Annotated in this window: 24 protein-coding genes; 14 read left to right on the forward strand and 10 right to left on the reverse strand. The window is 62.9% G+C overall.

Features of this window, described 5'->3' with window-relative positions:
* Positions 1-47 precede the first annotated feature (47 nt).
* The 7 genes from IR187_RS06375 to IR187_RS06405 all read right to left on the reverse strand — a co-directional run bounded on the left by IR187_RS06375 (position 48) and on the right by IR187_RS06405 (position 7656).
* Positions 48-2264: a TonB-dependent receptor gene (locus tag IR187_RS06375; protein WP_082662673.1), complete on the reverse strand. Its 2217-nt coding sequence runs from the start codon at positions 2262-2264 to the stop codon at positions 48-50.
* A gap of 49 nt (positions 2265-2313) precedes the next feature.
* Positions 2314-2808, reverse strand: coding sequence for an aromatic-ring-hydroxylating dioxygenase subunit beta (locus tag IR187_RS06380; RefSeq protein WP_058807193.1), 495 nt, complete (start codon positions 2806-2808; stop codon positions 2314-2316).
* On the reverse strand, positions 2805-3995 hold the full coding sequence (locus IR187_RS06385) for an aromatic ring-hydroxylating oxygenase subunit alpha (protein ID WP_058807191.1): 1191 nt from the start codon (positions 3993-3995) through the stop codon (positions 2805-2807). Before IR187_RS06385 ends, IR187_RS06380 begins: the two co-directional genes overlap by 4 nt.
* A 111-nt stretch (positions 3996-4106) precedes the next feature.
* On the reverse strand, positions 4107-4964 hold the full coding sequence (locus IR187_RS06390) for a VOC family protein (RefSeq protein WP_058807189.1): 858 nt from the start codon (positions 4962-4964) through the stop codon (positions 4107-4109).
* On the reverse strand, positions 4961-5851 hold the full coding sequence (locus IR187_RS06395; protein WP_058807188.1) for a VOC family protein: 891 nt from the start codon (positions 5849-5851) through the stop codon (positions 4961-4963). Before IR187_RS06395 ends, IR187_RS06390 begins: the two co-directional genes overlap by 4 nt.
* 965 nt (positions 5852-6816) lie before the next feature.
* On the reverse strand, positions 6817-7227 hold the full coding sequence (locus IR187_RS06400) for a hypothetical protein (RefSeq protein ID WP_194953774.1): 411 nt from the start codon (positions 7225-7227) through the stop codon (positions 6817-6819).
* Between the two features lie 69 nt (positions 7228-7296).
* Positions 7297-7656 (reverse strand): winged helix-turn-helix transcriptional regulator, encoded by a 360-nt coding sequence (locus IR187_RS06405; RefSeq protein ID WP_194953775.1) that lies wholly within the window; start codon positions 7654-7656, stop codon positions 7297-7299.
* A 103-nt stretch (positions 7657-7759) separates the two neighbouring features.
* Between IR187_RS06405 and IR187_RS06410 the strand changes: the two genes are divergently transcribed.
* The 9 genes from IR187_RS06410 to IR187_RS06450 all read left to right on the forward strand — a co-directional run bounded on the left by IR187_RS06410 (position 7760) and on the right by IR187_RS06450 (position 18288).
* Positions 7760-8464 carry a glutathione S-transferase family protein gene (locus IR187_RS06410; RefSeq protein WP_194953776.1) on the forward strand — a complete coding sequence of 235 codons (705 nt, stop codon included), beginning with the start codon at positions 7760-7762 and terminating at the stop codon, positions 8462-8464.
* 53 nt (positions 8465-8517) lie between these two features.
* Positions 8518-9000, forward strand: a complete 483-nt coding sequence (locus IR187_RS06415; RefSeq protein ID WP_194953777.1) for a GFA family protein — start codon at positions 8518-8520, stop codon at positions 8998-9000.
* Between the two features lie 73 nt (positions 9001-9073).
* Positions 9074-10255: a formate-dependent phosphoribosylglycinamide formyltransferase gene (purT, locus tag IR187_RS06420; RefSeq protein WP_194953778.1), complete on the forward strand. Its 1182-nt coding sequence runs from the start codon at positions 9074-9076 to the stop codon at positions 10253-10255.
* Complete coding sequence (locus tag IR187_RS06425; RefSeq protein WP_194953779.1) at positions 10252-10716, forward strand: AAC(3)-I family aminoglycoside N-acetyltransferase; 465 nt, start codon at positions 10252-10254, stop codon at positions 10714-10716. The genes purT and IR187_RS06425 overlap by 4 nt, the downstream gene beginning before the upstream one ends.
* A gap of 20 nt (positions 10717-10736) precedes the next feature.
* Positions 10737-13553 (forward strand): DNA polymerase I, encoded by a 2817-nt coding sequence (polA, locus tag IR187_RS06430; RefSeq protein WP_194953780.1) that lies wholly within the window; start codon positions 10737-10739, stop codon positions 13551-13553.
* A 98-nt stretch (positions 13554-13651) separates the two neighbouring features.
* On the forward strand, positions 13652-15349 hold the full coding sequence (locus tag IR187_RS06435; protein WP_194953781.1) for an Hsp70 family protein: 1698 nt from the start codon (positions 13652-13654) through the stop codon (positions 15347-15349).
* A complete protein-coding gene (locus tag IR187_RS06440) occupies positions 15346-16935 on the forward strand; it encodes a hypothetical protein (RefSeq protein ID WP_194953782.1) in 1590 nt (529 codons plus the stop codon). Before IR187_RS06435 ends, IR187_RS06440 begins: the two co-directional genes overlap by 4 nt.
* A gap of 123 nt (positions 16936-17058) precedes the next feature.
* Positions 17059-17493: a hypothetical protein gene (locus IR187_RS06445; protein WP_228765596.1), complete on the forward strand. Its 435-nt coding sequence runs from the start codon at positions 17059-17061 to the stop codon at positions 17491-17493.
* 120 nt (positions 17494-17613) lie between these two features.
* Complete coding sequence (locus IR187_RS06450) at positions 17614-18288, forward strand: CDP-alcohol phosphatidyltransferase family protein (protein ID WP_194953783.1); 675 nt, start codon at positions 17614-17616, stop codon at positions 18286-18288.
* Here the strand turns inward: IR187_RS06450 and IR187_RS06455 are convergent.
* Positions 18285-19172: a prephenate dehydratase gene (locus tag IR187_RS06455; protein WP_194953784.1), complete on the reverse strand. Its 888-nt coding sequence runs from the start codon at positions 19170-19172 to the stop codon at positions 18285-18287. The two genes, IR187_RS06450 and IR187_RS06455, sit on opposite strands and share 4 nt — an antisense overlap.
* A 171-nt stretch (positions 19173-19343) precedes the next feature.
* On the opposite strand from IR187_RS06455, the gene IR187_RS06460 reads away from it, so the two are divergent.
* Both IR187_RS06460 and IR187_RS06465 read left to right on the forward strand, forming a co-directional pair.
* A complete protein-coding gene (locus IR187_RS06460) occupies positions 19344-19970 on the forward strand; it encodes a c-type cytochrome (RefSeq protein WP_194953785.1) in 627 nt (208 codons plus the stop codon).
* Positions 19970-20404, forward strand: coding sequence for a c-type cytochrome (locus IR187_RS06465; RefSeq protein ID WP_194953786.1), 435 nt, complete (start codon positions 19970-19972; stop codon positions 20402-20404). Before IR187_RS06460 ends, IR187_RS06465 begins: the two co-directional genes overlap by 1 nt.
* Positions 20405-20561: 157 nt before the next feature.
* On the opposite strand, the gene IR187_RS06470 is transcribed toward IR187_RS06465, so the two are convergent.
* Together IR187_RS06470 and IR187_RS06475 are read right to left on the reverse strand one after the other, a co-directional pair.
* Positions 20562-21431: an LOG family protein gene (locus IR187_RS06470; protein WP_194953787.1), complete on the reverse strand. Its 870-nt coding sequence runs from the start codon at positions 21429-21431 to the stop codon at positions 20562-20564.
* Positions 21432-21468: 37 nt separating this feature from the next.
* Positions 21469-22170 (reverse strand): extensin family protein, encoded by a 702-nt coding sequence (locus IR187_RS06475; protein WP_194953788.1) that lies wholly within the window; start codon positions 22168-22170, stop codon positions 21469-21471.
* Between the two features lie 172 nt (positions 22171-22342).
* Here IR187_RS06475 and IR187_RS06480 point away from each other — a divergent pair, with 172 nt between their 5' ends.
* From IR187_RS06480 to IR187_RS06490, 3 genes are all read left to right on the forward strand, one after another.
* A complete protein-coding gene (locus IR187_RS06480; protein ID WP_194953789.1) occupies positions 22343-23467 on the forward strand; it encodes a phosphoserine transaminase in 1125 nt (374 codons plus the stop codon).
* A gap of 108 nt (positions 23468-23575) precedes the next feature.
* Positions 23576-25162 carry a phosphoglycerate dehydrogenase gene (serA, locus tag IR187_RS06485; RefSeq protein WP_194953790.1) on the forward strand — a complete coding sequence of 529 codons (1587 nt, stop codon included), beginning with the start codon at positions 23576-23578 and terminating at the stop codon, positions 25160-25162.
* 209 nt (positions 25163-25371) lie between these two features.
* Entirely contained in the window at positions 25372-26484 is a 1113-nt protein-coding gene (locus tag IR187_RS06490) for an ATP phosphoribosyltransferase regulatory subunit (protein ID WP_194953791.1), read from the forward strand.
* Positions 26485-26525 lie beyond the last annotated feature (41 nt).

Genomic DNA, 26525 nt, shown 5'->3' on the forward strand with positions numbered 1-26525 from the left:
CTGCCATACCGGGACTCGCTGCTGGTCGATAAATCGGGTGACGGTGTTCAGAAGCTCAGCTCGATCCCGGCACCGATGCGCCGCGGCAGTTCGTAGCGAAGGTCGGTGCCGAGCGCTCCCGGGCGCACTTCCTGGATGATCTTCTCGTTCGCGATATTGGTAGCCCAGATCGAGAAACGGAACTTCTCGTCGGCGGTCCTCCAGGAAATCTCGCCGTTGATCGAGGTATAGGGATCCTGCTTTGTCGTGTTCAGGAAGTCGAAATAGACAGTAGAACTGCGAAAGAGGGAGCCATTGATATTCAGCGTTCCGGACTCCAGGGGCACATCGAGGCTGGGAGCGATATTGAAGGTCCATCGCGGTGCCCGCGGCAGGCGGTTGCCCGAGACATCGGCCTGCGAGACGACGTTCCCGCCCGTCGGCCTGGGGATGAAGACCTGGGCTTGCGGGAAATTGTCATATTGAGCGTGGGAATATGCGATGGCGCTGCTGACCCTGAAATTCTCGCTCGGCGCGATCGTGGTTTCCAGCTCCCCGCCATAGAGCGTCGCGTCCGCGGCGTTCTGCAAGACGTATCCGGGACCGATCGGATCCCTGGCAGTCACCTGCAAATCCTTGTAATCATAATGGTAGAGCGCAAGGTTCGCGCGTAGCCAGGGCGTGATATCCGACTTTATACCGCCCTCTAGGGCTCTCAGCGTTTCGGGATTGACGGCCGTCGCTGCCGTGCCGGTCATGTTGAACACGCCGCTCTTGAACCCGGTGCTGTAGGTTGCGTAGACATTCGTGTCCGGGGAGATCTCGAAGCGGACCGTTCCCTTGTAGGTGACCCGGCTGAAGGATTTTTTCGCGGTTTGCGGAAAGAGGGCGACGCCGTTGACAACCTGGTCGAAACTCCTCTTCTCGTCGGTGTACCTGATGCCCCCCGTTACGAAGAGACTGGGAACGACCTCGAGCGTCGCCTCGGCAAAGGCGGCATAGGAGGTGGTCTTGATCAGCGGGTCAAATGTGCGGACGAGCAGCGGCTGTGAAGGATCGGTGCGGCTGCTGAGAATGAAGTTCGCGTCGCCTTCGAGGTGGAAGGCGTAAAGGCCGGCGATCCACTGAAGCGGACCCGATCCATCCGATAGCAACCGAACCTCCTGGCTGTAATATTCGGACGTGATATTCGGTGCCACGAACGTCGCGAGGAGAATGTTGGAGGAATCGGAGTCGGTCGCTTGGGACGTTCGATTATGCGCATAGGCGCCCGTCGTTTCCAGGTTCACGCCCCCAAGATCGAAGCGCGTCTGAAGCGCGACACTGTACCGCCGGGTCTTGAGACTCGGACGCAGGTCGGTTGATAATTGCCAAGGCTTGGTCGGCAGGATTGCGCCGGCAAAAGCGCGCCCTGCCGTATTGTTTTCATAGGGCTGATACACATTCTCGGAACCGGCGCGATCGAAATACTCGCCAGTCAGGACGATCTTGCTGCCGTCGCCGTCGTTGAACATGAGCGTGCTTCGAACGTCTATGACACGATAGCCGCCAGCTTTGCCGCCGCGGACGAGATCGTCGACGAAATTGTCGGACTTGCGGTAAATACCTGCGATATCGGCCGCAACGGAGTCGGACAGCCCCCCGGTAAGGTAGCCGCGAATGTTATAATCCCCGTCGCCCGTTTCCATGGCAGCGGCACGGGCCGAGACGAGGCCGCTGAAGTCGAAGCTCGGATCGGGCGTGATGACATTGATCAGGCCGCCGGTCGCGTTGCGTCCGAAAATCGTTCCTTGCGGGCCTCGAAGCACTTCGACGCGGTCGACTTTCACGAGGTCGGTCCAGGTCGAGAACGGATCTCCTTGATATATGCCGTCAACATAGGTCGCGACATTGGACTCGTCGCCCACCGAAATGCTGCTCGATCCGACGCCGCGAATGACAGGAAGGAAGACGCCCGCCGCACGCCCGCCGAAAAAGCCGGGAACGACTTGCGTGAGATTGCGAATGTCGGCCGCGCCCGACCGTCCCAGGGCTTCGGACGTCACGGCGGTCACGGCCACCGGCACATCCTGCAGCTTCTGTTCTCGCCGCGTCGCTGTAACGACGATTTCCCCGAGCCCTCCGCCTTGCTGGGTCGATTGCTCGCTTTCCTCCTGCGGCGCCGTTTCTGCGGTCGGGGGCTGCGACCCGTCACCGACAACCGCAGATGATTGCGCGTTGCTCGGCGCAGCAATTGTCGCGCCAGCTGCGAGCAGCAAAGCTCTTGTGAGGTGATAGCCTTTCATTCCCCGTCCTCCTCCTCGTCATATATTTTTTGTAAATGCCGTTCGCCCCTCAGAGCGGGAACACGAGGTACCGCGGCAGGACCGAATTGTCGGTCACGGCGGTCCGCGACAGGAAGCGGCATCGACCGCCATCCATCCGGATGATGTCTTCGTATGTCCCTGTCGCGAGTTGCTGCGGCAGCCCGGTGTCGTCCGGCGTGAAAATCACCGAAAAATTCGACGACATCGCCACGCTGCCGTCTTCGCGCCGTTCGGCTGTTACGCGCTGCGCAAAGTGGCGCGTCCGGTAATCCTGAAACGTCCCGGCCCAGATATCCTCGATGAAGGTACAGCGGTCTATGAGCCTGTCTCGACAATCGTCGAGCATCATTGCCACCTTCAGGCCGCATTCGACGTCGTTTCGGGCCGTGCAAATGTAACTCGCATCCGGGTCATCGTCGAAAGTATCAAGCCAGGCCTTCATCGCCTTGCCGTCGAGCGCGGAGATATAGGCGGCTTGCAGCACGTCGAGGCTGGCCAGCTCTTCCAGGCTCAACTTGCTCATGCCGCCGTCCTCCGGAAGCCCATCGCCGCCCGGTAATATTCCCAGTGCGGAAGATTGCCGCTTTCGTCATTCTGCCGAAATTCGAAGCTGAGGCGCGACGGATCGGTCACACCCTTCTGGAAGACGGCCTTGCCCGGCGTGCGATTCCCGATGTGCACCCGGTGAAAAACCGACGCATCCTCCATGCTGATCAGGCCGGACGGCCCGATCGCATTCGAGCTTTGGCGGATACGGTGGCGCACCATTTCCTCGTCATCGTCCTGATGGGCGAAATAGGCGTAATTTACCTCGACCTCATCGATCGCGACCGGCGTGGCAAATCGAATGCTGATGACGTTGAGATAATTCGACGCGACGAGCATCGGAAAGAGCGCAAGAACGCTCGACCGCTTCGGGCGCCCTTCGTCACGGAACTCGATTACGGAGGTGTCGCGAATGACGCTGGTCGGCTTCGGGACGGTGAGTTCCGTATCGATACAATAATGCCCACGACCGGTCGTCGCATATTGTCTGCCGGCACCGCCCTGCCAATTAAGCATGGTGAACGCCTGGTGCAGAAGCGGCGGATGATAGCCGTCGTTGTCGCTGTAGGCCTTCCAGTTGGTGAGATATCGGACCCGGTGGTAGCCGATCAACCTGAGGCGGCCGTCACCGCCCATGATATCCATAAGCGAGGTCTTCGCTTCCTGCAGGAAATCGTCGAGGCTGTCGGTATCGGGCGACAAGGTGACGAACAGGAGTCCGCCCAACGATTCCTGACGCGGCTGAGCCAGCGGATAGTCCTTCTTGTCGAACCCGGGCGTGAACTCGCGCTGGTTCGGACAACCGACCAGCTCGCCTGCGCTATTGAACAGCCAGCGATGATAGGGACATTCGAATTCGGTCCGATTGCCGGACGGTTTGACCTCGATCTGGTTGCTGCGATGCGAGCAGGCGTTGTAGAAGGCCCTGACCTTCCCGTCCTCGCCCCTGATGATCAGGAGGGGGACGTCCGCGAGATTGCAGGTCTTGAAGTCGCCGGGGAGCGGCACCTCGCTTTCATGCGCGACGGGATGCCATTCCGGCCCCCGAAAAATCCGGTTGATCTCGGCTTGATAGAGATCCTGCCGAACGAATATCTCCTTGGGGATCTCATTGTAATTTGCCGGCCAGACAATGTCTCGCTGATACGCCTCCTGACCCGTCATCTCCCGTCCTTCCTCTAGCGCTCCACCGGCGCGTTATCGTTTGCTTCAAGATTTGAAATCGATGTGCCCCGGCTACGCTCGCAGGCACCGCGAGCCCAAGGCCGCGGACATTTAGCTCGACAGCTCCTTCATCTTCGGCGAGGCACCCCACATGCAGAAGCTCCTCGGCTCGAACCCGAACTGACGCTCCCTGTATGTCTCCTCATCGACCTCCCGGACCCCAACGGAATATTCGAAGACCATTCCGTCAGGGCCCTCGAAGTAAACGAACCGCGCCCCTGAGGTCGGGTGCCGACCGGGACCGAACACGATTGGAACCTTGTGCTGCCGAAGCAGCGAATAGCTGCGTTGGACGTCGTCGATCGACTCCACTTGGTGATTGATATGCTGGATTCCGAAACGATCCGACGGCACCAGCGCGATGCTGTGATGAATCTGGCTCAGTCGCAGCAGCGGGAGCTCGCCGACGCGATCGCTCACGCGCGCGTTGCAGACCTGGGTCCAGAAATGTTCGTCGCGCGCCGGGTCGCTACTGAACAATCCGACGTGGCTGAAGCCCGTGATTCCGGCATCGCGACTTAATGTCGCGCCGCGCCCCGAGACCTGGGGAGCGACCGCGAATTCGATTTGCGCGCCCCCCGCATCGCGGAATGATATGAAGTCGATGACGCAACGTTGTTCGCGCTCCTCGTGCGATCCGCGCCGCACCGCGTGCCCGAGCGCCTCGAGCGTCGTGGCCGCACTCTCGAGGTCCGTGCCACTGGCGAGTTCGAAGCCAACGACCGTCTCGGCCGGATCGCCGGTTTCGTAACTCATCGTGCACATGCGATGGTCGGACCGAAAGGATCCGCGATCGCGTGCGCGATCGACAACCTCGAGTCCGAGAATGCGGGTCGCGAAGTCCGCAGCATGCTCGAGATCAGGGGTCTTGAGCCGTGTGTACGCGATATCGAGAATGCCGATTGTCATAACGCCGAACCTCCCAGTTCAACGAGTTGGGAGGTGGACCCCCAACTGCACCGTGACGACGGCAGGTCGGCGAACTGGCGAGGTCGCGAGCCTTGCGGAAGAGGAACGGACCCCGTCGAATAGGAGAAATAGAAGCCCGGTACCGGACTGCTGAAAGTCAGGAATATTTCACCGCTGGCCGGATCCTTGCCCGGACCTCGAACGATGGCGACCTGGCGCTCCAGGAGAAAATAGCTCGATTGCATCACGGCATCGATGCTCTCGACCTCGTATCCGCCAACGAGAAAGCTGTCGCGCTTTGACGGGACGAGCATCACGCGATGATGCTGCCCGTCCCAGCTGAGGTAGACCGCGTCCCCGACCCGGTCAGTGATGCGCGCGCCAAAGGCTTCGACCCAGACTTCAGCATCGGAAGCGGGGTCGAGGCAACCCAATATGACCTGGTTCAGGCCAAGAATTCCCGCGTCTCGGGACGGAAAATAGCGTCGACCGCTATCTTCGGGACGTACGACGAGCTCGATGCAATTGCCGCTGAGGTCGCGGCAGCTGAGTCCGGCATGGTAGCGGCGCGCCCGGCATAGCTCATATGGTATCGCCTCGGCTCGCCATCCCAGCTTCGGAAGCTGCTCCGAAAGCGCGTCCAATTGTTCAACGGTCCGGAGCGAGATGCCCACCACAGGGCGCGTCGTCTGTCCCGAGGCATCGAACTCAAGGCTATAGTATCGGGCATCCGAACGAAAACGTTCCCCATTGGGCACCTGGTCGACACGCTCCAGGCCCACAATCTCCACGGCGTGGCGCGCCGCTTCATCGAGCATGGGGCATGGGACCCGAATGAACCGCAACTGCTCTAGCATGAGCGCCTTCCATAGTTTCAGTCCGTCCATACTGTTTGTTTTGATTCGAAACAAGCCTGTTGGAAAGGGCAGCCCAAATCTAACAGTCAAGTGGTTGATTCAGAACGACAACAAGTCTCTATTTCCGCGCGTGGTCGTGAGCAGGCGTGCACCGCGCAAGACACTCTTCCGGAGCTCGCGGAGCCACATCGGCAAGCATCGCTATTCCGAGGGCCGTGCAAGAAGCTTCAGGAGAGGGTGGGCTCGAGGATAGGCCTCGGCAAACGACAGCGGCTTGCCATCGGCCCTTACCTTGATCTCGAATATCGGCCCTTCGGCGCATGATACACCCGCCGTTGAATGCATACGGCGATATGGTGGCGGCGACGATCGCGGCAAATCCACCTCCCAGAATCAGGCCATTGTCCTCAAGGAAAATCGTTGCACATTATGCCAAACCTGTCAATCAGCGGCGCCTCGCCCCGCTAAGACATCGCATCGGACAAAGACTGATCCCGAGCTCATGGCGCTACGTTCAGGACGCTGCCATTCTCCGACGTCCGCTTGCTCGATCGAGCATTTGAATGCGGGGGCGCGCACCGGACAGCCAAATGCTGGATGGGAAAGCGCGTTCAAACCTCTTGGTGGGAATTTTGTGCGGCACATTCCGACCCGGCGATTCGCGGCAGTCGATGGTCGACGAGCGGCTGGAAGCGCGGTTGCGATAAGCGCCGAATGTCACTGCAACAGCGCTACCCCTTGGAGAAAACCGTTGCAAATTCGCGCAAATCCGTGCCTAATTTCGGACCTCGGCCGCGCTCCGAGGCGAGCCGATAGTTATCGATAGGTTCCGAATTCGCGACACGGCCGAATCGAGGAATTTCTCTCTATTTTTCAAAAGCGTAGGTTTTTGACGGGCCGCAGTTCGGTCATTTCGGACCAAATATTTTTTTTGGAAGTATTTTCAGTGCGTTACGCCTTAGAAAATTATTGAGTGGGAGTGACGGGCTGACGCGTCAGGCAGCGACTGGCGGTGTAGGTCGCCAGCTCCAGATCAGCAGCAGCAGGCCAACGATGATGAACAAGGCGAAGCCCGACAGCATCCAGGCATTGACATACCATTGTTCGCCCCATTCGAACTCGCCGCCCATGATGCGTGCCCAGCCGCGAAAATGCTGGGTCGCCGCAACCGACAATCCGAACACCGCGAACACCGCCGACAAGTAACGCACCAGCCAGTGCGCCGGGTTGGGTAGCATCAGCAAAAACCCCAGCAGGCCGATCACCGTCCGCTGGCTGCGGCAATAGGGGCATTCATACACCAGCCCCGTCAGATCGACGGCCCAGGTCAGGGCCGCGATCGTGATCGCCAGCAGCCCGACGGCGCGCCGATGCCGCAGCAATAGCTGCGGAAAATTGTCGAACATCTCTCTCCCCCTCCGAACGAAATTTACCCGCGACGCCTTAACACTCGCCCTGCCGTATTCAATGATATGTCATATCATTTTTATATGGTCGTTAGCGACATCCTGGTCCCCCGGGACGTCGCTGCTCGCGCGTTCCCACCAGTCGCCCAGCGCGTCGATCAGCGGGACGAGGCGCAGACCCGCCGGGGTCAGATCATATTCCACGCGCCGCGGATAGCCATCGAACTCGGTGCGCTGGACGATCCCCGCATCTTCCAGCTTGCGCAGCTCCATCGTCAGCATCTTGTGCGAAATCGTCGGATTGTCGCGTTGCAAGTCGCTGAACCGCTTTGTTCCTTCGCTCAGATAATAGATCAGCAGGCTGGGCCAGCGCCCGCTCAGCACCTGCATCACCTCTTCGATCGGACAGCGCGAAACCAGATCCTTCATCGTCGTTCCCCTGGTTACAAAAAGGTGCGTAATTTACGCCCGCATCGGGCGCCCTATATCCGGGATCGCTGCGCAGCTCCCCTCAAAAAGATGGAGCAATACATTGGAACCGATCCTTATCTATGGCTTCCCGCTGGGAAGTTCCATGGGCCTTGTTGCGGCCCTCGAATGGCTGGGCAAACCCTATCGCCTGTGCCGCGTCGATATGCTCGGCGAAATGCGCGACCCGTCCTATGCCCGCATCAACGCGCGGCACGAAACGCCCGCGCTGATTACCGGCAAAGGCCAAGTGCTGACCGAAACCATGGCGATCGCGGAATGGCTGGCGGCGCGCGACGATGATCGGCTGGTCAGCCCCGATCCGCTGTCGCTCGATGCCGACCGGATGCGGCAGATCATGGCGTTCATCAACACCGGTTTCACCGGCGCCTTCAGCCCGCTGTGGGTCGCGCTCGAAATGGACCCGCCGCGCCCGGCGTTGCAGGCGGCGCTGCGCGAATATGCCAAGGAAGCCGTGATCGAACGCCATGACAAGCTGGAGGCGATGGTCGGCAACGGCCCTTATCTGGTCGGCGACCGGCCGACGCTTGCCGACGCACTGTTCATCGGCATCGCGCGCTGGCTGGAGTTTCACGAGGTTGCCGAACCGGTGCGCTGGCCAAAGCTTGCCGCCTTGCGCACGCGGCTGGAGGCCGACCCTGCGGTCATCTACGCCACCGCGCTGGAAAGCGGCGACAGCGTAGCGGGCAGCGGTCCGTTCCGTGGTCATGTCCCGCTGGCCGAGGTGATCGAACGCTTCGGTAGCTGACCCACAAGGGCGGTACGGTTGCGAGACCGTGCCGCCCTTGATAGCATCGCCAAATGGACCGGATCGAAACCCAGGCCTCGGGCGGCTGCCAGTGCGGCGCGGTGCGCTATCATGTCACCGCGGTGCTTGACACCTCGCACATCTGCCATTGCCGCATGTGCCAGAAGGCGGCGGGCAATTTCTTCATCGCGCTGATCGGCGTCCCGCGCGACGCAATTGCCTGGACGCGCGGCGAACCCGCAACCTTCGCCAGCTCCGACAAGGCGATGCGCGGTTTCTGCCGCGACTGCGGCACGCCGCTGCTCTACGATTATCACGACAGCAAGCATGTCAACCTGACTACCGGATCGTTCGACAACCCGGCGCAATTCCCGCCGCGCGTCCAGTTCGGCGTCGAAGCGCAGCTGCCGCTTTTCGATCATCTGCCGATCAAGGCCGAGGGGACGACCGAAGAGACGATGGCGGCCTATGTCGGCGCGATCCAGGCGAGCAATCACCAGCACCCCGACCATGACACCGACGTCTGGCCGCGCTGACCGGCGAGTGCTGGCGAATCCCCGCGGCTGCGATTAGGGGGAGACGAAATCTCTCGAGCCCGGAGCCTGTGCCATGACCCCCACCGCCACCATCCTGTTGCTAGGTTCGGGCGAGCTTGGCCGCGAATTTGTGATTTCGGCGAAGCGCCTCGGCTGCCGCGTCATTGCCTGCGACAGCTATGACGGCGCGCCCGCGATGCAGGTTGCCGATGACTTCGAGGTCTTTTCGATGCTCGACGGCGATGCGCTGCGCCGCGCGATCGAAAGGCACCAGCCCGACCATATAGTGCCCGAGATCGAGGCGATCCGCACCGAAATCCTCGCCGAAGTCGAGGCCGAAGGCTTTCACGTTGTCCCGTCGGCGCGCGCCGCGCAGTTGACGATGAACCGCGACGCGATCCGCGATCTGGCCGCGAGCGAACTTGGCCTCACCACCTCGACCTTCGAATATGCCGAAACGCGCGAGGCGCTGCATGCCGCCGCGGCGCGCATCGACTTTCCGCTCGTCGTCAAGCCGGTGATGTCCTCATCGGGCAAGGGCCAGAGCACAGTCAAGAGCCCGGCCGACATCGACGCGGCGTGGGATTATGCCGCCGCGGGCATGCGCGGCGACCGGCTACGCGTGATTGCCGAGGCGTTCATCGACTTCGATTACGAAATCACCCTGCTAACCGTCCGTCACCAGGATGGCGTGACCTTTTGCCCGCCGATCGGTCACCGCCAGGAACGCGGCGATTATCGCGAAAGCTGGCAACCCGCGGCCATGTCCGATGCAGCACTGGCCAGCGCGCAGGACATGGCGACCAAGGTCGTTGATGCCCTTGGAGGTTACGGCATTTTCGGGGTCGAGTTTTTCGTCAAGGGCGACACGGTCATCTTTTCCGAGCTCAGTCCGCGCCCGCACGACACCGGCATGGTGACGCTGATCTCGCAGTCGCTGTCCGAATTCGACCTCCATGCGCGCGCCATCCTTGGTCTGCCCATCCCCGCCGTCGCCGTTCCCGATGCCAGCGCGAGCGCGGTGCTGCTCGCCGACCGCGACGCAAGCGATTTTGCAATCACGGGCCTCGCCGATGCGCTCGCCCAGCCCGACCCCGCAACTTCCATCGACGCACGCATTTTCGGAAAACCGGTCACGCGCCCGCACCGCCGCATGGGGGTTACGCTGGCGAAGGTGACCGGCGGCTCCAGCGACGACGCGCGCACCGCTGCCGTCGCTGCCGCCGCAAAACTCTCGATAGATTACCGCGCATGACGACGATTTCGGTCCAGCGCCTCACGCCCGGCGACATCCAAGCGGTGCGCGACCTCAACGCGCTTTATGCCGACGCCTTTGCCGACCATGAAACCTATCGCCGCGACCATCCCGACGACGCGTGGCTCGCCCGCCAGCTTGCCAAGGAGGCGATCATCCTGCTCGTGGCGCGGATCAACGGCCGTATCGTCGGCGGCCTCACCGCCTATGAACTGCCCAAGTTCGAGGCGGCGCGCAGCGAAATCTACCTTTACGATCTGGCGGTCGCCGAAAGCGTCCGTCGCCGCGGGGTCGCGACCACGCTGATCGCCGAACTTCAGCACATCGCCGTGGAAACCGGCGCCTGGGCGGTGTTCGTCCAAGCCGACTATGGCGACGATCCGGCGGTTGCGCTGTACACGAAGCTCGGCGTGCGCGAGGATGTGATGCATTTCGACCTGCCGCCTCGACCCCGGCCCTAGCGCGCGCTACACCCCGCGCCATGTCGGACAAGAATCATCTCTATCTGGTCGATGGCTCCAGCTATATCTTTCGCGCCTATCACCGCCTGCCGCCGCTGACGAACCCCAACGGCGTGCCCGTCGGCGCCGTCTATGGCTATACGACCATGTTGTGGAAGCTGGCGAAAGATCTGAACGATGCCGAAGAGCCGACGCATCTGGCGGTGATTCTCGACCATTCGAGCCACAGCTTTCGCAACGACATATACGATCAATATAAAGCGAACCGCCCCGAACCGCCCGAGGATTTGCGTCCGCAATTCCCGCTGATCCGCGACGCGACGCGCGCCTTTTCGCTGCCGTGCATCGAAATGGCGGGGTATGAGGCCGACGACCTGATCGCCAGCTATACCGAAGCCGCGGTCGCCGCGGGCTGGGACGTTACCATCGTGTCGTCCGACAAGGATCTGATGCAGTTGATCCGCCAGCCCGCCGAGGGGCCGCAAGTCGACATGCTCGACACAATGAAGAACGTCCACATGGGGCTGGAGGCGGTGAACGAGAAATTCGGCGTCACCCCCGACCTCGTCGGCGACGTGCTCGCATTGATGGGCGACAGCGTCGACAATGTGCCCGGGGTCCGCGGCGTCGGACCAAAGACCGCGACCAAGCTGATCGTCGAATATGGCGATCTGGAAAAAGCGCTCGCGGGCGCCGAGACGATGAAGCCGTCAAAGCTGCGCGACAATCTGATCGAACATGCCGACATGGCGCGGCTGTCGCGCATATTGGTCGACCTGAAACGCGACGTGCCGTTGCCGCAACCACTCGACGAAATGAAGCTCGGCGACATACCGCCCGATCCGCTGCGCGCCTTTCTCGACGAACATGGCTTCCGCTCGCTGTCGGCCAAGCTGTCGAACGGCGCGTCGCCCGGCGGTCCGCCGACCCCGACGCACAAGAGCGCGGCGCAAGGCGGCACCGCGCCGTCGGCAACCCCGGCGACGCCAACCCTGCCCGCGATGCCGGCGATCGATCGCACCGCCTATGAATGTGTGACCAGCCTCGAAGCGCTCGACCGCTGGATCGCGGCGGCCCGCGCCGCGCATGTCGTCGCGATCGACACCGAAACCGCGAGCCTCGACAGTGTCACCGGACGGCTCGTCGGGGTCAGTCTGGCGACCGCGCCGGGCAAGGCGTGCTACATCCCGCTCGGTCATGGCGGCACCGATATGTTCGCCGAAAAGCCCGAGCAGATCGCGATGGACGCGGCGCTGGACCGGCTGCGCGCCCTGTTCTCGGACGATGCGGTGCTGAAGGTCGGGCATAATCTGAAATATGACATCGGCGTGCTCGCGCAGCATGGCATCACCATCGCCCCTTATGACGACACGCTGGTGATGAGCTTTGCGCTCGACGCGGGCAAGCATCAGCACGGGCTCGACGAACTGGCGAAGCTGCACCTCGACCATGCCTGCCTGTCGTTCAAGGACGTCTGCGGCACCGGCAAGTCACAGATCAGCTTTGCCGAAGTCCAGCTCGATCGCGCCACCGAATATGCTGCCGAGGACGCCGATGTGGCGCTGCGGCTCTGGAAGCTGCTCAAGCTGCGGCTGCCGCTCGAAGGTGGCACCCGCGTTTACGAGATGGTCGATCGCCCGCTGGCGGCGGTGATCGAGACCATGGAGCGAGCCGGGATCATGGTCGACCGCGACTATCTGGCGAAGCTGTCGGGCGAGTTTGCGACCGAAATGCTGCGAATCGAGGGCGAGATTCACGAGCTTGCGGGCCAGCCCTTCGCGATCGGCAGTCCCAAGCAGCTTGGCGAAATCCTGTTCGACAAGCTCGGCCTGAAAGGCGGGCGCAAGGGCAAGTCCGGCGACTGGTCGACCGATCAGAACGAACTCGAACGGCTCGAGCGCGACGGTTTGCCGATCGCGCGCAAGATCCTGGAATGGCGCCAGCTGTCGAAACTCAAATCAACCTATACCGACGCGCTACAGCAACAGATCAATCCCGCCACGGGGCGCGTCCACACCAGCTACAGCCTGGTCGGTGCGCAGACCGGGCGGCTGTCGTCGACCGACCCGAACCTCCAGAATATCCCGATCCGTACCGAAACCGGGCGCCAGATCCGCGACGCCTTTATCGCCGCGCCGGGCCACGTCCTAATCGCCGCCGACTATAGCCAGATCGAGCTGCGCCTCGCTGCGCACATGGCCGACGTTCCCGAACTGAAGGAAGCCTTTGCGCAGGGGCAGGACATCCACAGCGCCACCGCGATCGAATTGTTCGGCGAAAGCAACCGCGACACCCGCGGCAAGGCCAAGACGGTCAATTTCTCGATCCTCTACGGCATTTCGCGCTGGGGACTGGCGGGACGGCTCGAGATTACCCCCGACGAGGCGCAGGCGCTCATCGCGCGCTATTTTGAACGCTTCCCCGGCATTTCGGACTATATCACTGACACGCTCGAAAGGGCGCGGGCGACGGGGTACACCGAGACGTTGTTCGGGCGCAAAACCTGGTTCCCGCGCATCAAGGCCGCCAACCAGAATGAACGCGCGGGCAGCGAACGCGCCGCGATCAACGCCCCGATCCAGGGCACCAGCGCCGACCTGATCAAACGCGCGATGGCGCGCATGCCCACGGCGCTGGCCGAAGCGGGGCTGGCCGACGTCAAAATGCTGCTGCAGGTCCACGACGAACTGGTGTTCGAGGCACCTGAGGGCCAGGCCGAGGCGGCGGGCGAGGTCATCCGGCGGGTAATGATGGGCGCCGCCGAACCGGCGCTGACCTTATCGGTCCCGCTCGAAGTCGAAATCGGCATCGGCAAAAGCTGGGGCGAAGCGCATTGATTAGCGGACCAACTTTCCATTGATTGCAGAAAAAACTTGTTGCACCCGAAAGCAAAGATGACGGCGAATCCGCCGCATCACGGAAATTCGGGGGCAAAATGATCGTCGGAATCGATCTGGGCACGACCAACAGCGCAGCGGCAATCTTTGAAAATGGCCAAACAAGACTAATCCCTAACGCGTTGGGCGATCTGCTCACGCCGTCGGCCGTTGCGATCTTGCCGGATGGAACGACGCTGGTCGGCAAGCCCGCGCTCAATCACTGGGTGCTGAAACCCGGCGAGGCCGTCACCAGCTTCAAGCGTTTCATCGGTACCAACCGCATGATCAAAATTGGGCGCTATTCTTTCAAGGCCGAAGATCTGTCGGCGATCGTCCTGCGTAGCCTGAAAGAAGACGTCGAGGCGGCAACCGGTCAGGACGTGACCGAGGCGGTAATTACCGTTCCAGCCTATTTCAACGACAAGCAGCGCAAGGCGACGCGGCGCGCGGGCGAACTCGCTGGGTTGAAGGTCGCCCGGCTGCTCAACGAGCCGACCGCGGCCGCCCTTGCTTTCGGCATTGCGGACAGGGAGGATCGCGAGCCCTTTCTTGTCTTCGATCTTGGTGGCGGCACGTTCGATGTTTCGATCGTCGAAATGTTTGACGCGATCGTGGAAGTCCGCGCCTCGTCGGGAGACAACCGCCTCGGTGGTGACGATTTCACCAACGCGATTGTCGCACATTGGGCGGCAAACAACGAATTTCCATCCGACGTGCGGCGCAATCTGCTTGACGCGCGCCTGTTCCGGGGCGCGGATACGGCGCGGCGGATGCTCACCGACCACACCGAGGCGCATGTTGCGCTCACGCTCTCCGACCGCCAATTCGATCTGGCGATCACCGCCGACCAGTTCGAAACGCTCGTCGCATCGCTGCTCGCACGCCTCCGCGACCCGATCCTGCGCTCGTTGCGCGACAGCAATTTGCGTATTGAGGGGCTCAGCGACATTGTCCTTGTCGGCGGCGCTACACGTATGCCGGTGATCCGAAAGGCTATCACCAAGATGTTCGGCCGCTTTCCCAATCACGTCGTGCATCCCGATCATGCGGTCGCCATCGGCGCAGCGATCCAGGCCGGGCTGGTCGCGCGCCACGCCGCCCTCGACGAGGTGCGGCTTACCGATATCTGCCCCTTCACGCTGGGGATCGAAGTCACCGAATATGACAGCCACGGCCGGCTTCGCGACGGCCTATTCTCGCCGATCATCAGCCGCAACAGTCCGACCCCAATCAGCCGTACTAACAATTATTCGTCGATGTCCGACAATCAGGCGCACATCAAACTCAACGTCTACCAAGGAGAATCGCGCGAGGTCGCGAACAACATCCTGCTCGGCACAATGGAATTTCCCATTCCGAAAAAACCGGCGGGCCAGGTCTCGATCGACTGTCGTTTCACCTACGATAGTTCAGGCATGCTCGATGTTGACGTGACAATTCCGGAAACGGGCGAAACACGGTCGATGTTGATCGCTGACGATAGCGAGGGACTGACGACCGAACAGCTCGAAGCCCGGCGCGACGAGCTCGCGGCGCTCAAGACCCACCCGCGGGATATAGCAGAAAACCAGTATATCGCAGGCTGGGCGGCGCGGCTCTACGAAGAATTTATCGACGAGCGGCGTGAGCATGTTGCACGAATGCTGCTCCATTTCGAAGGCGTGCTCGAAACGCAGGATCCGCGCGCCATCGATGAAGCGCGCGGGGCGATGGCAAGCGCGCTAAAGGAAATGGAGCAGGATCACCGCCTGTGACCGCCCTGCACTGGCCATGGTCTTTCCTCGACATTGCGCCGACGCAAGACCGCAAATTGATCCGTGAAGCCTATTCGCGACGGCTCAAGGCGCTCGACCATGACGCCGAGACCGAAGCCTATATGGCATTGCGCGATGCACGCGATGCCGCGCTTTCAGGTCATTTCCTTTGTGCCCCGGCAACCGGCGACGAAGATGACTTCGGCCTCGGAGAGCTGTCTTCCGACGAAGAAGCCGACGCCGAAGAGACGCGTCAATTCACAAGCGAAGCCGAAGAAAAGCCGGTGTTTACGGTCGAATATAACGATGAGGACGACAGGCGTTTTCAACGGGTGGTCGACCTTTTCCTGCAGGACGGCGCACTGACGTCGGAGGAAGCGGAGGAACTGGAACGGCATATTGACGCGTTGTTCGATGACGATCGCATGGCCGATCTTGGCCATTATGCACGGGTTGAAAGCTGGCTCGCGCAGCTGCTCGCCGACCGCTTCCCTCGCGGCGCCGAGTTTTTTCCCAAGGCCGCCGAATATTTCAACTGGTCCGAACGTGCGCACGAACTTGGCATCCACCCTGCAATCCCGTGGCTCGTCAACGCCGACGAGGGTCGGCGCGTGCTCAGTGCAATCGCAACGCCCGGACACGTCTATCATCGCGAATGGGTCGAACTGAGCCGCGGAAAGGCGAAGGGACCGCTCTGGACGCGTGGCATCGACAATCCGCGCATGGCCAATCTCATCGCTACGGTCCGCCGCGATTATCCGTGGCTTGAGCAGGAGCATTGGCAGCCCGAACTTGTAGCCCGCTGGGAAAAGAAGGTCGAGGGCGGCAGCGTCAAAGGACCCGGCCTGTGGACTTGGGTCGCGTTGGCAATTTTCGCGCTATCCGGGATCGGCAGACTGGTCGACACCGATTCATCCAGGATCGACCATAATCCTGCCGCCCTCGCTGCGCTACACACGGCAAAAGCCGATGCACATATCGCCAGCTTTATCGAAACCGAGTTTCCCGATGCGCAGGCCGACGGCAGGTCCGTCGAAACATTGCGATCGAAAAGCCCCAAGACATTTGCCGCGCTACACAAGGTCGCCAGCGATTTCGATACGCTCGACGAGGCGCGCAATCGCATCATGATGCGGGAAATAACCGAACTCTATTATCTGATCATCGACAAGCTCCCCTACGAGGATCAGGTCATGGACGCGAAACTCCGCGCAACGACGATCCAAAAAATGAAGAGCCATCCACGCGGCTGTGCTGAATTCATCCGCAATCCCCGAACCTATTTGCGACAGGGGAACAGCGCCGGCCTCCTCTCGCCCGAGTACCGGTATCAGATATTTTCGACCGTCCACGATCACTATGATGATCGCGAGTGGGCACTGGTGCCAAAACGGGCAGAGATTCCCGGTGAACTCGTCGGAAAACTGGTCCGGCGGTCGGGCGTACCGGAAGAACGGCTTGGCGCGGTCCTGCGTTCAAGAGAGTCCCCCGATGAAGATGTTTGCCGGGTGATCGGCAGTTTTTATGAGCTGTTGACGGAGATTCCTGCCAAGGAGGCTGACAAGATCCTGCCCGCCATTCTGTAGGCTCAGTTTCCCGGAGCTCAATTCTTGTTCGCAATATTGCTTCCCGTACTGGTAGCGGCGACATCCGCCGACCTCGTCACGAACGGATCGCAATTCGCCGGAACAGCGGATCAAGCTTTGCCGGTGGCTCCGGCATCCGCGCGACCCCCGCCGATTGCCGAAACGGACGTGCGCGAATTTGTCGCGATCGCGGGGCGCAGAGTCGCCGGACGCCCGGTCGGAGGGCCGATCGCCAGCGCCGACAAGCTGCTGCTGATCGCCCGCGACGACAAGGGGTATCCGGTGACCGCGCTCAGCGCCGGCTTTCCGTCGCGCCAGGCGCTTCCTGCGCCGCCCGGCGGAACGCTGGCGGTGGTGCGGCTGCGCCAGCGCTACACCACCCCCGTTCCCGGCCCCAGCGCTGACGACCTCGCCTTTGTCGCAGCGCATCGCATCCCGCTGTTCATCGTCGGCGAATGGTCGCGCCCGGCCCCGATGTGGGAAGTGGCGTGGGTCGATGGCGCGGTCCGGTTCCGCACCATCGGCGAGGTCGGCGAAATCGGTCCCTGGCAGGACTAACCGACGCGGCCTTGCGCCGCGCTGCCCGCAGCGCCCTTTGCGAACCGCGACTTTTGTCTCTATGACGATCCGATGACATTGGGCTGGCATTATCGTGACAGCCGCCGATCAAGGATTTCCATGAGCAAGTTCCAGCCCGTCGCGCAGGCGCCGGTCCGTATTCAGCAAAACATCCTCGCGCGCGGCGAGCGCCGCCTGCTTAACTGGATCTGTCCGCGCCTGCCGCAATGGGTCACGCCCGACAAACTGACGATGCTCGGCTTTGCCGGGGCGGTGATGGTCGCCGCCGGATATATGCTCAGCTGGGTCGACGACGAATGGCTGGGGCTTTGCCTGGCGGGCTATATCGTCAACTGGTTCGGCGATTCGCTCGACGGCAGCCTGGCGCGCTGGCGCCAGATCGAGCGGCCCAATTATGGCTATTTCGTCGACCACAGCGTCGATGCGCTCGCGACGCTGCTGATGGTCAGCGCGATCGGGATGAGCCCCTATATGCGCTTCGACGTCGCGCTGATGGCGGTGATCGGATATTTTCTGCTGTCGATCCACACCTTCATCGCCGCCAAGGTCGTCGGCGAATTTCGCCTGTCCTATATGGCGGGCGGGCCGACCGAACTCCGGCTGATGCTGATGGCGATGACCGCGCTGATGCCGGTGATCGGCAGCGCCGACATCGCCGGGACGAATTTCTCACCGTTCGACCTGTTCGCGCTGGTCGTTTCCAGCATTCTCGTCACGCTGTTCATTGTCCAGACGTCGGCGACCGCCCGAATGCTCCGCCGCCGCGGGATTTAAGGCCGCGCGCGCGCCTGTGGGTAGGTGCCTAGCAGGCTGAGCGACTTGGTCTGGAAATCCAGTTCCTCCAGCGCGCGATCAACGCGTTCGTCGCCCGGCGCGCCAACGATGTCGGCATAGAATTTGGTCGCGGCAAAGCTGCCGCCCACCTGATAGCTTTCCAGCTTGGTCATGTTGACGCCGTTGGTCGCAAAGCCGCCCAGCGCCTTGTACAGCGCGGCGGGGATATTCTTCACCTCGAAGATGAAGGTTGTCATCAGCGGCACGCCCGCGGGCGGCGGCACCGGTTCGCGCGCCAGCACCACAAACCGCGTCATATTATGGTCGGCGTCTTCGATGCCCGCTTCGTGCAGTGTCAGCCCGTATAATTCGGCGGCGTGCGGCGGAGCGATGGCGGCAAGGCCCGCTTCGTCGCTGTCGGCGACCCAGGCGGCCGCGCCCGCGGTGTCGCTGTGCGCGACCGGCGAGATATTGTGGGTGCGCAGCCAGTGACGACACTGGCCCAGCGCCTGCTCGTGGCTCATCGCGCGCGTCACCGGGCCCAAGTTGCGACTCATCAGCCCGTGACGGATGCGCAGAAAATGTTCGCCGACGATTGAAAGGCCGGATTCGGGGAGCAGAAAATGGATGTCGGCGACGCGTCCGTGCAGGCTGTTTTCGATCGGGATGATCGCGCGATCGACGCGGCCGTCGCGCACCGCGTCGATTGCATCCTGAAAAGCGTAGCAAGGGAGCGGCAGCGCCGCGGGGTCATATTCACGCGCGGCGAGATCGCTGTTGGCCCCCGGCGCGCCCTGAAAGGCGAGTCCCCGCCCCGGTTCGGCCAGCGCCGCCGCGCGCATGTTATCGACCAGATGCTGTGCCGAAGCCGAATAGCTGCCCATATTTGCCTTCCCGCGCTGGAGCGGCGGCGAATAGCGGCAGCGACGGGACGACGCAACCGGTCGCGCTTGGCGATTTCATCCCCTTGCGCCGTTGTCGCCGCGCCAGTAAGGGAGCGTCCAAATCAGATATGCGTCCGGCAAGCGGACGCCAGCTAACGGGGCTCAAAGAGCATGGATAATCGCAACAACACGATCGCTGGCTGGGTGCTGTTTGCCGGCATTTGCGCACTGGGCCTGACCATCGGGTCGAGCATGTTGTTCGCCGGCCATGCCCCGGAAAAGCCCGGTTATCCGATCGAGGACGCCGAAGCAGGCGGCGGTGCCGCCGCCGCGGTGCCGATCGCCAACCTGCTCGCCGCCGCTGATCCGGCGAAGGGTGAAGCGGTGTTCGCCAAATGCGCCGCGTGCCACACGATCAATTCGGGCGGCGCCAATGGCATCGGCCCGAATCTCTGGGCGTCGATGGGCAAGCCGCACGGCCATGTTCCGGGCTTCGCCTATTCGGAAGCGCTGAAGTCGGTGCCCGGGAACTGGACGTTCGAGGCGATGGACGCCTGGCTGGCCAGCCCGCGCAAATATGCGCCGGGCACCAAAATGTCGTTCGCCGGCCTCAGCAGCGCCGAGGATCGCGCGAACCTGCTGCTCTATCTGAACAGCCAAGGGTCCAACCTGCCGCTGCCCGCCCCCGAAGCCGCTCCGGCGACCGAGGGCGAGGCTCCGGCCGAAGGCGAAGCGGCCCCGGCGGCAGACGACGCCGCTGCCGCAGCCGCGCCCGCCGCGGAAGCAACCAAGCAATAATGCGCATCGCGCCCGTGCTATTGGCGGGCGCCTTGGTGCTCGCCGGTTGCGGGAAGAGCGATACGCCTCCCGCCGCGACCGAGGCGGCCAGTCCGGCAGCCGCCGATGCTGCGCCCGCCGTTGCGCCGACCGCCGCGATGGGCGAGCAGGTATTCAAGCGCTGCGCCGCCTGTCACACGGTCGACAAGGGCGGCCGCAACGGGATCGGTCCGAACCTGCACGGCGTCGTCGGCGCGCCCGTCGCGGCAAAACCCGGCTTTTCCTATTCGGGCGCGATGAAGGCAAAGGGCGGCGTCTGGGACGATGCCGCGCTCGACGCCTATCTTGCAGCCCCGATGAAGGCGCTACCGGGCACGCGGATGGCGTTCGTCGGAGTTATCGACGCCGCGGATCGCAAGGCGTTGATCCTGTATCTGGAAGCGCAGTCGAAGTGATTGATCCTCCCTGTGGCGAAGCCATGGGGAGGTGGCAGCGGCGGAGCCGCTGACGGAGGGGCCATTGCGCTCGCGTTGCGGCCCCTCCACCACTTGCTTCGCAAGCGGTCCCCCTCCCCATCGCTCCGCGACAGGGAGGATCTAAGCGACCCTAGCCCTACTCTTCAATCGCCGCGTAGAAATCCTGGACGATCTGCCACGCCTCATCGGCGGTTTCGACAAATTTGAACAGGTCGAGGTCGCGGGCGCTGATGACGCCTTCCTCGACCAGCGCCTCGAAATTCACCACCCGCTGCCAGAATTCCTGTCCGAACAGCACGATCGGGATCGGCTTGATCTTGCCGGTCTGGATCAGCGTCAACAGCTCGAACATCTCGTCGAAGGTGCCAAAGCCGCCCGGAAAGACGCAGACAGCGCGGGCGCGCAGCAGGAAATGCATCTTGCGCAGCGCGAAATAGTGGAACTGGAAACTCAGGTCCGGCGTCACAAAGCGGTTCGGCGCCTGTTCGTGCGGCAGCACGATGTTGAGGCCGACCGATTCCTTGCCCACATCGGCCGCGCCGCGGTTCGCCGCTTCCATGATCGACGGACCGCCGCCCGAACAAACGACGAAATGGCGGCAGCCGTTTTCGTCGGGGGGCACCTGGCTCGCGAGCCGCGCCAGCTTACGCGCCTCCTCGTAATATTTGGCCTTTGCCTTCAACCGTCGGGCGATGTTGCGTTGGACGTCATCGGTCGCTGCCGCCTCGATCGCATCGGCCTGGTCGGGTTCGGGAATCCGGGCCGAGCCATAGATGACGAGCATCGATTCAATCTTCGCCTCGTCGAGCAGCAACTCGGGCTTGAGCAATTCCAGTTGGAACCGCACCGGACGCAGATCCTCGCGCAGCAGGAAGTCGTTGTCCTGAAACGCCAGCTTATACGCGGCGCTCGCGGTCTGAGGGGTGGTGGTCGCCTGCTTGGCGAATTGCGCGTCGTCCTTGGCCTTGTGGAAACGCGAACGATGGGGCTGTTTGTCGGTTGTCATTCCCCCGCAGCTAGCCGTTGCCGCCGCGCTTGCCAAGTCAGCGGCAAAAACCGTTGCCGCTCATGTCGAAATGGAAATGGTCGTGATGCGCCGCATTATACTCGGGGCCGAGCACGGTGCCGAAGCGGCGACAGGCCGATTTCTGCAGCGCACGCAGAAATTCCTGCGCGTCCTTGCTGCCGCCCCATCCCTCTTTCAGCGTGATCCGGCGGCCGTCGGCGAGCACGAACCCCGACACATCGACGGCATTGGAATAGGCGTGCTGCGACAGGCGGCCCGAGCGGCCGCCATAGATATTGCGACAGCTATAGGTGCCAAAGGTCTCGATTTTCACGACTTCCTGACCGAAATATTTGCGCGCCGCCGGCTTCACCGCATATTGCGCCCAGCCCGCGAAACTGCGCGCCAGCGGACAGGTCATCGCCCCCAGATTGGTGGTCGGAGTGCCGATGTCGAGCAGCTTGACCGAATCGATCGAACTGCACCCGCCCCCGTGATCCTGATTGGGCAGCGGCGTAAAGCGCACCCCCGCCTGTTGCAGATCGACCGCGCACTGTTTCGCCTCTGGGCTGGTAAAAGAGGGCAGCGGTGCCGCCTGCGGACGTTTCGGCGCGCTGGCGACCGGACGCTTGGGATCGCCGCGCTTCATCACATCGGGACTGCCGAAACAGGCGGACAGCGCGAACGCCGCCGCTGCTGCGACAAGCATCCGGGGCTTCAGAAGGGTCGGGATCGGCATGCCCGTCAAAATACCGACAAGATGGTTAACAGCCTCTTTAACTTTGCCTCAACTCACCCGAAATTTCGTGCGCCCCACGCATTTTGTTTGACAGCCCGCGTCCCCGCCCTAAACGCGGCGCCGGGCCACGCGGTCCCAACGCCGCGCGCGCTCTCTGCAAGGAGAGACTATAATGAGTGAAGTGCCGACGCCACAGGTGCGCCCTGCGCGCCCCTATTTTTCCTCCGGACCCTGCGCCAAGCCGCCGGTCTGGTCCCCCGAAAAACTGCACACCGAATCGCTGGGCCGTTCGCACCGTGCGAAGATCGGCAAGACGCGCCTGCAATACTGCATCGACCTGATGCGGGAGATGCTGGCGCTGCCCGACACGCACCGCATCGGCATCGTGCCGGGCAGCGACACCGGCGCCTTTGAAATGGCGATGTGGACGATGCTCGGTGCCCGTCCGGTCACGACGCTCGCTTGGGAGAGCTTCGGAGAAGGCTGGGTCACCGATGCCGCGAAGCAGCTCAAGCTCGATCCCACTGTCATCCGCGCCGATTACGGGCAGCTTCCCGACCTCGGTCAGGTCGACTGGTCGAACGACGTGCTCTTTACCTGGAACGGCACCACCAGCGGCGTGCGCGTTCCGAACGGCGACTGGATCGCCGCCGATCGCGAAGGGCTGAGCTTCGCCGACGCAACCAGCGCGGTATTCGCCTACGACCTGCCGTGGGACAAGATCGACGTAGCCACCTTTAGCTGGCAGAAAGTGCTCGGCGGCGAAGGCGGCCATGGCGTGCTGATCCTCGGCCCGCGCGCGGTCGAGCGGCTCGAAACCTACGCCCCTGCCTGGCCGCTCCCGAAAGTGTTCCGTCTCGTCTCGAAAGGCGCGCTCGCGGAGGGCGTCTTCAAGGGCGAGACGATCAACACCCCGTCGATGCTCGCGGTCGAAGATGCGATCTTCGCGCTCGAATGGGCGAAGTCGCTCGGTGGCCTCGATGGGCTGAAAGCCCGCAGCGACGCCAACGCCGCCGCGCTCGACAAGATCGTCGAAGACCGCGACTGGCTGAGCCACCTCGCCGCCGACCCCGCCAGCCGATCGAAGACTTCGGTGTGCCTGTCGGTCGCCGGCGCCGACGAAGCCTTCATCAAAAAGTTCGCGGGGCTGCTCGAAGCCGAAAGCGCGGCCTATGACATAGCGGGCTACCGCGATGCGCCTCCAGGCCTTCGCATCTGGTGCGGCGCGACCGTCGATACCGCCGATATCGAAGCGCTCGGCCCCTGGCTCGACTGGGCCTACGCCAGCCTCAAGTAATTTCAGTGTGTCCCCGCGAAGGCGGGGACCCATCTCCTGCCATTTCATTCCGCAAGCATCGGGAGCTGGGCTCCCACCTTCGCGGGAGCACACTGAAGGTTCAATATCATGACTGCACCCAAAGTCCTCATCAGCGACAAAATGGACCCCAAAGCCGCCGCGATCTTCAAGGAACGCGGCATCCAGGTCGATGAAATCACCGGCAAGACCAAGGACGAGCTGATCGCGATGATCGGCGACTATGACGGCCTCGCCATCCGGTCGGCGACCAAGGTCACCGCCGACGTCCTCGCCGCCGCGACCAATTTGAAAGTCGTCGGCCGCGCCGGGATCGGCGTCGACAATGTCGATATCCCCGCGGCGTCGAAGCAGGGCGTCATCGTGATGAACACGCCTTTCGGCAACAGCATCACCACCGCCGAACATGCGATCGCGATGATGTTCGCGCTCGCGCGCCAGATTCCCGAAGCCAATGCCGGGACGCAGGCGGGCAAATGGCCGAAGAACGACTTTATGGGGGTCGAACTGACGTCGAAGACCCTCGGCCTGATCGGCTGCGGCAATATCGGCAGCATCGTCGCCGAACGCGCGCTGGGCCTGCGCATGAAAGTCGTCGCCTTCGACCCCTTCCTGACCCCCGAACGCGCGATCGAACTGGGCGTCGAAAAGGCCGATCTCGACACCCTGCTCGCCAAGGCCGATTTCATCACGCTGCACACGCCGCTTACCGACCAGACGCGCAATATCCTGTCGGCCGAGAATATCGCCAAGGCCAAGAAGGGCGTGCGGATCATCAATTGTGCGCGCGGCGGGCTGATCGACGAGGCGGCGCTGAAGGACGCGCTGGAATCGGGTCATGTCGCGGGTGCGGCGCTCGATGTGTTCGCGCAGGAACCCCCCGCCGCAGATCATCCGCTGTTCAGCTCCCCGAACTTCATCTGCACCCCGCACCTTGGCGCCTCGACTGACGAGGCACAGGTCAATGTCGCCATCCAGGTCGCCGAACAGATCAGCGATTATCTCCTCACCGGCGGCATCACCAACGCGCTCAACGTGCCGAGCCTGTCAGCCGAGGAAGCGCCGAAGCTGCGCCCCTATATGAGCCTCGCCGAAAAGCTCGGCAGCCTGGTTGGCCAGCTCGCCCACGACAATCTGACCACCATCTCGGTCGAGGTCGAGGGCGCCGCCGCCGAGCTGAACCTCAAGCCGATCACCGCCGCGGTGCTGACCGGTCTCATGCGCCGCTATTCGGACAGCGTGAACATGGTCAATGCCCCACACCTCGCGCGCGAACGCGGGCTCGACGTCCGCGAAGTGCGCCACGACCGCGACGGCGACTATCACACGCTCGTCCGCGTCACGGTGGCAACCGAAGCGGGCGACCGCTCGGTCGCGGGCACGCTGTTCAGCAACGGCGACCCGCGCCTCGTCGAGATGTTCGGGATCAAGGTCGAGGCCGATCTTGACGGCCACATGCTCTACATCGTCAACGAGGACGCCCCCGGCTTTATCGGCCGCATCGGCACGACGCTGGGTGACGCCGGACTCAACATCGGCACCTTCCACCTCGGCCGCCGCGCCGCGGGCGGCGAAGCCGTGCTGCTTTTGAGCCTCGATTCGCCGATGCCCGAACCACTTCTGTGGCAACTTTGCCAACTTCCGGGCGTGAAGACGGTGAAGGGGCTGAAGTTCTGACCCCAAACCTTTTCCCTTTGCGAGAAGGATACGCCGCCTTGCCGACTTGTCGGCTAGGCGGAGTTGGATGAGGGGATGCGCGCTATCGCAATGGCACATCCCCTCACCACTGCGACTAGGCGGCAAGCCGCCAAGTCTCGTTGCCTCTCCCGACGGGAGAGGATTGGCGATGCTTTCAATTGCACCACACTACTACTAAGGCCGCACCCATGCCCAAAACCCCTGCCCTGCTGCCCGAAGGCCTCCGCGACCGCCTGCCGGAGCAGGCCGAGGCCGCATCGCGCGTCACCCGCGCGCTCGTCGATGCGATGCGTGCGCATGGTTATGGCCGCGTATCGCCGCCGCTTGCCGAGTTTCGCGAAACGCTGGGCGGCGATGACGACCGCAGCGCGCGCGACCTGCTGCGCTTCACCGATCCGGTGTCGCAGCGCACGCTGGCGCTTCGTCCCGACATCACGCGACAGGTCGGCCGCATCGCGACCTCGCTGCTCGCCAATGCGCCGCGCCCGCTGCGCCTCTGCTACGCCGGTCAGGTCGTCAAACTGCGCGCAAGCCAGCTCCGTCCCGCGCGTGAGATGCTCCAGGTCGGCGCCGAACTGATCGGCAGCGACAGCGTCGCCGCTGCGCGCGAGATCGTGACGGTCGCGATCGATGCGCTCGAAGCCGCCGGCATCGGCCCGGTGACGATCGATTTCACCCTGCCCGACGTCGTCGACCTGCTCGCGAACGGCCCGCTGCCCGTCGAGACCGACATCCAGCAACTGCGCGACGAACTCGACGCCAAGGATGCCGGCGCGCTGACGCGAATCGGCGCCGCCGCCTATCTGCCGCTCCTGCGCGCCACCGGGCCTTTCGATCAGGCGATCGCCGACCTACGCGCCTTCGACACGTCGGGCGTGCTCACCGCACGCATCGATGCGCTTGAAGCCATTGCAGCGCCGGTGCGCGACCGCGTCACGCTGACCCTCGACCCCACGGAACGCCATGGCTTTGCCTATCAAAGCTGGTTCGGTTTCCAGATCTTCGTCCCGGGGCAAGGCGACGCGGTCGGCCGCGGCGGCGGCTATGCAATTCCGGTCGGCGAACAGGAAGAGGCTGCGGTCGGCTTTTCGCTCTATCCCGATCCGTTGATCGACGCAGGGCTTGGGGCCGAAGACGACGCCGAGCGCCGTATTTTCCTGCCGCTCGGCCACGATCCGGAGCTGGCGGCGAGCTTGCGCGCCGATGACTGGCAGACGGTGGCAGCCCTGTCCGATGCCGACGATGCGAAGGCGCTCGGGTGCGGGTGGCGGCTTGGCAGCGAGGGGCCGCTAGCGGTTTGAAGACTGCCGACTTTTAGTTCCGTTCGTGTCGAGCGAAGTCG

It is taken from the genome of Sphingopyxis solisilvae, from assembly GCF_015475875.1.
GTDB lineage: Bacteria > Pseudomonadota > Alphaproteobacteria > Sphingomonadales > Sphingomonadaceae > Sphingopyxis > Sphingopyxis solisilvae.

Coding starts and splice junctions, on each gene's coding strand:
- IR187_RS06375 (WP_082662673.1), bottom strand. CDS start 2,264: ATGAAAGGCTATCACCTCACAAGAGCTTTGCTGCTCGCAGCTGGCGCG.
- IR187_RS06380 (WP_058807193.1), bottom strand. CDS start 2,808: ATGAGCAAGTTGAGCCTGGAAGAGCTGGCCAGCCTCGACGTGCTGCAA.
- IR187_RS06385 (WP_058807191.1), bottom strand. CDS start 3,995: ATGACGGGTCAGGAGGCGTATCAGCGAGACATTGTCTGGCCGGCAAAT.
- IR187_RS06390 (WP_058807189.1), bottom strand. CDS start 4,964: ATGACAATCGGCATTCTCGATATCGCGTACACACGGCTCAAGACCCCT.
- IR187_RS06395 (WP_058807188.1), bottom strand. CDS start 5,851: ATGGACGGACTGAAACTATGGAAGGCGCTCATGCTAGAGCAGTTGCGG.
- IR187_RS06400 (WP_194953774.1), bottom strand. CDS start 7,227: ATGTTCGACAATTTTCCGCAGCTATTGCTGCGGCATCGGCGCGCCGTC.
- IR187_RS06405 (WP_194953775.1), bottom strand. CDS start 7,656: ATGAAGGATCTGGTTTCGCGCTGTCCGATCGAAGAGGTGATGCAGGTG.
- IR187_RS06415 (WP_194953777.1), top strand. CDS start 8,518: ATGGACCGGATCGAAACCCAGGCCTCGGGCGGCTGCCAGTGCGGCGCG.
- purT (WP_194953778.1), top strand. CDS start 9,074: ATGACCCCCACCGCCACCATCCTGTTGCTAGGTTCGGGCGAGCTTGGC.
- IR187_RS06425 (WP_194953779.1), top strand. CDS start 10,252: ATGACGACGATTTCGGTCCAGCGCCTCACGCCCGGCGACATCCAAGCG.
- polA (WP_194953780.1), top strand. CDS start 10,737: ATGTCGGACAAGAATCATCTCTATCTGGTCGATGGCTCCAGCTATATC.
- IR187_RS06435 (WP_194953781.1), top strand. CDS start 13,652: ATGATCGTCGGAATCGATCTGGGCACGACCAACAGCGCAGCGGCAATC.
- IR187_RS06450 (WP_194953783.1), top strand. CDS start 17,614: ATGAGCAAGTTCCAGCCCGTCGCGCAGGCGCCGGTCCGTATTCAGCAA.
- IR187_RS06455 (WP_194953784.1), bottom strand. CDS start 19,172: ATGGGCAGCTATTCGGCTTCGGCACAGCATCTGGTCGATAACATGCGC.
- IR187_RS06460 (WP_194953785.1), top strand. CDS start 19,344: ATGGATAATCGCAACAACACGATCGCTGGCTGGGTGCTGTTTGCCGGC.
- IR187_RS06465 (WP_194953786.1), top strand. CDS start 19,970: ATGCGCATCGCGCCCGTGCTATTGGCGGGCGCCTTGGTGCTCGCCGGT.
- IR187_RS06470 (WP_194953787.1), bottom strand. CDS start 21,431: ATGACAACCGACAAACAGCCCCATCGTTCGCGTTTCCACAAGGCCAAG.
- IR187_RS06475 (WP_194953788.1), bottom strand. CDS start 22,170: ATGCCGATCCCGACCCTTCTGAAGCCCCGGATGCTTGTCGCAGCAGCG.
- IR187_RS06480 (WP_194953789.1), top strand. CDS start 22,343: ATGAGTGAAGTGCCGACGCCACAGGTGCGCCCTGCGCGCCCCTATTTT.
- serA (WP_194953790.1), top strand. CDS start 23,576: ATGACTGCACCCAAAGTCCTCATCAGCGACAAAATGGACCCCAAAGCC.
- IR187_RS06490 (WP_194953791.1), top strand. CDS start 25,372: ATGCCCAAAACCCCTGCCCTGCTGCCCGAAGGCCTCCGCGACCGCCTG.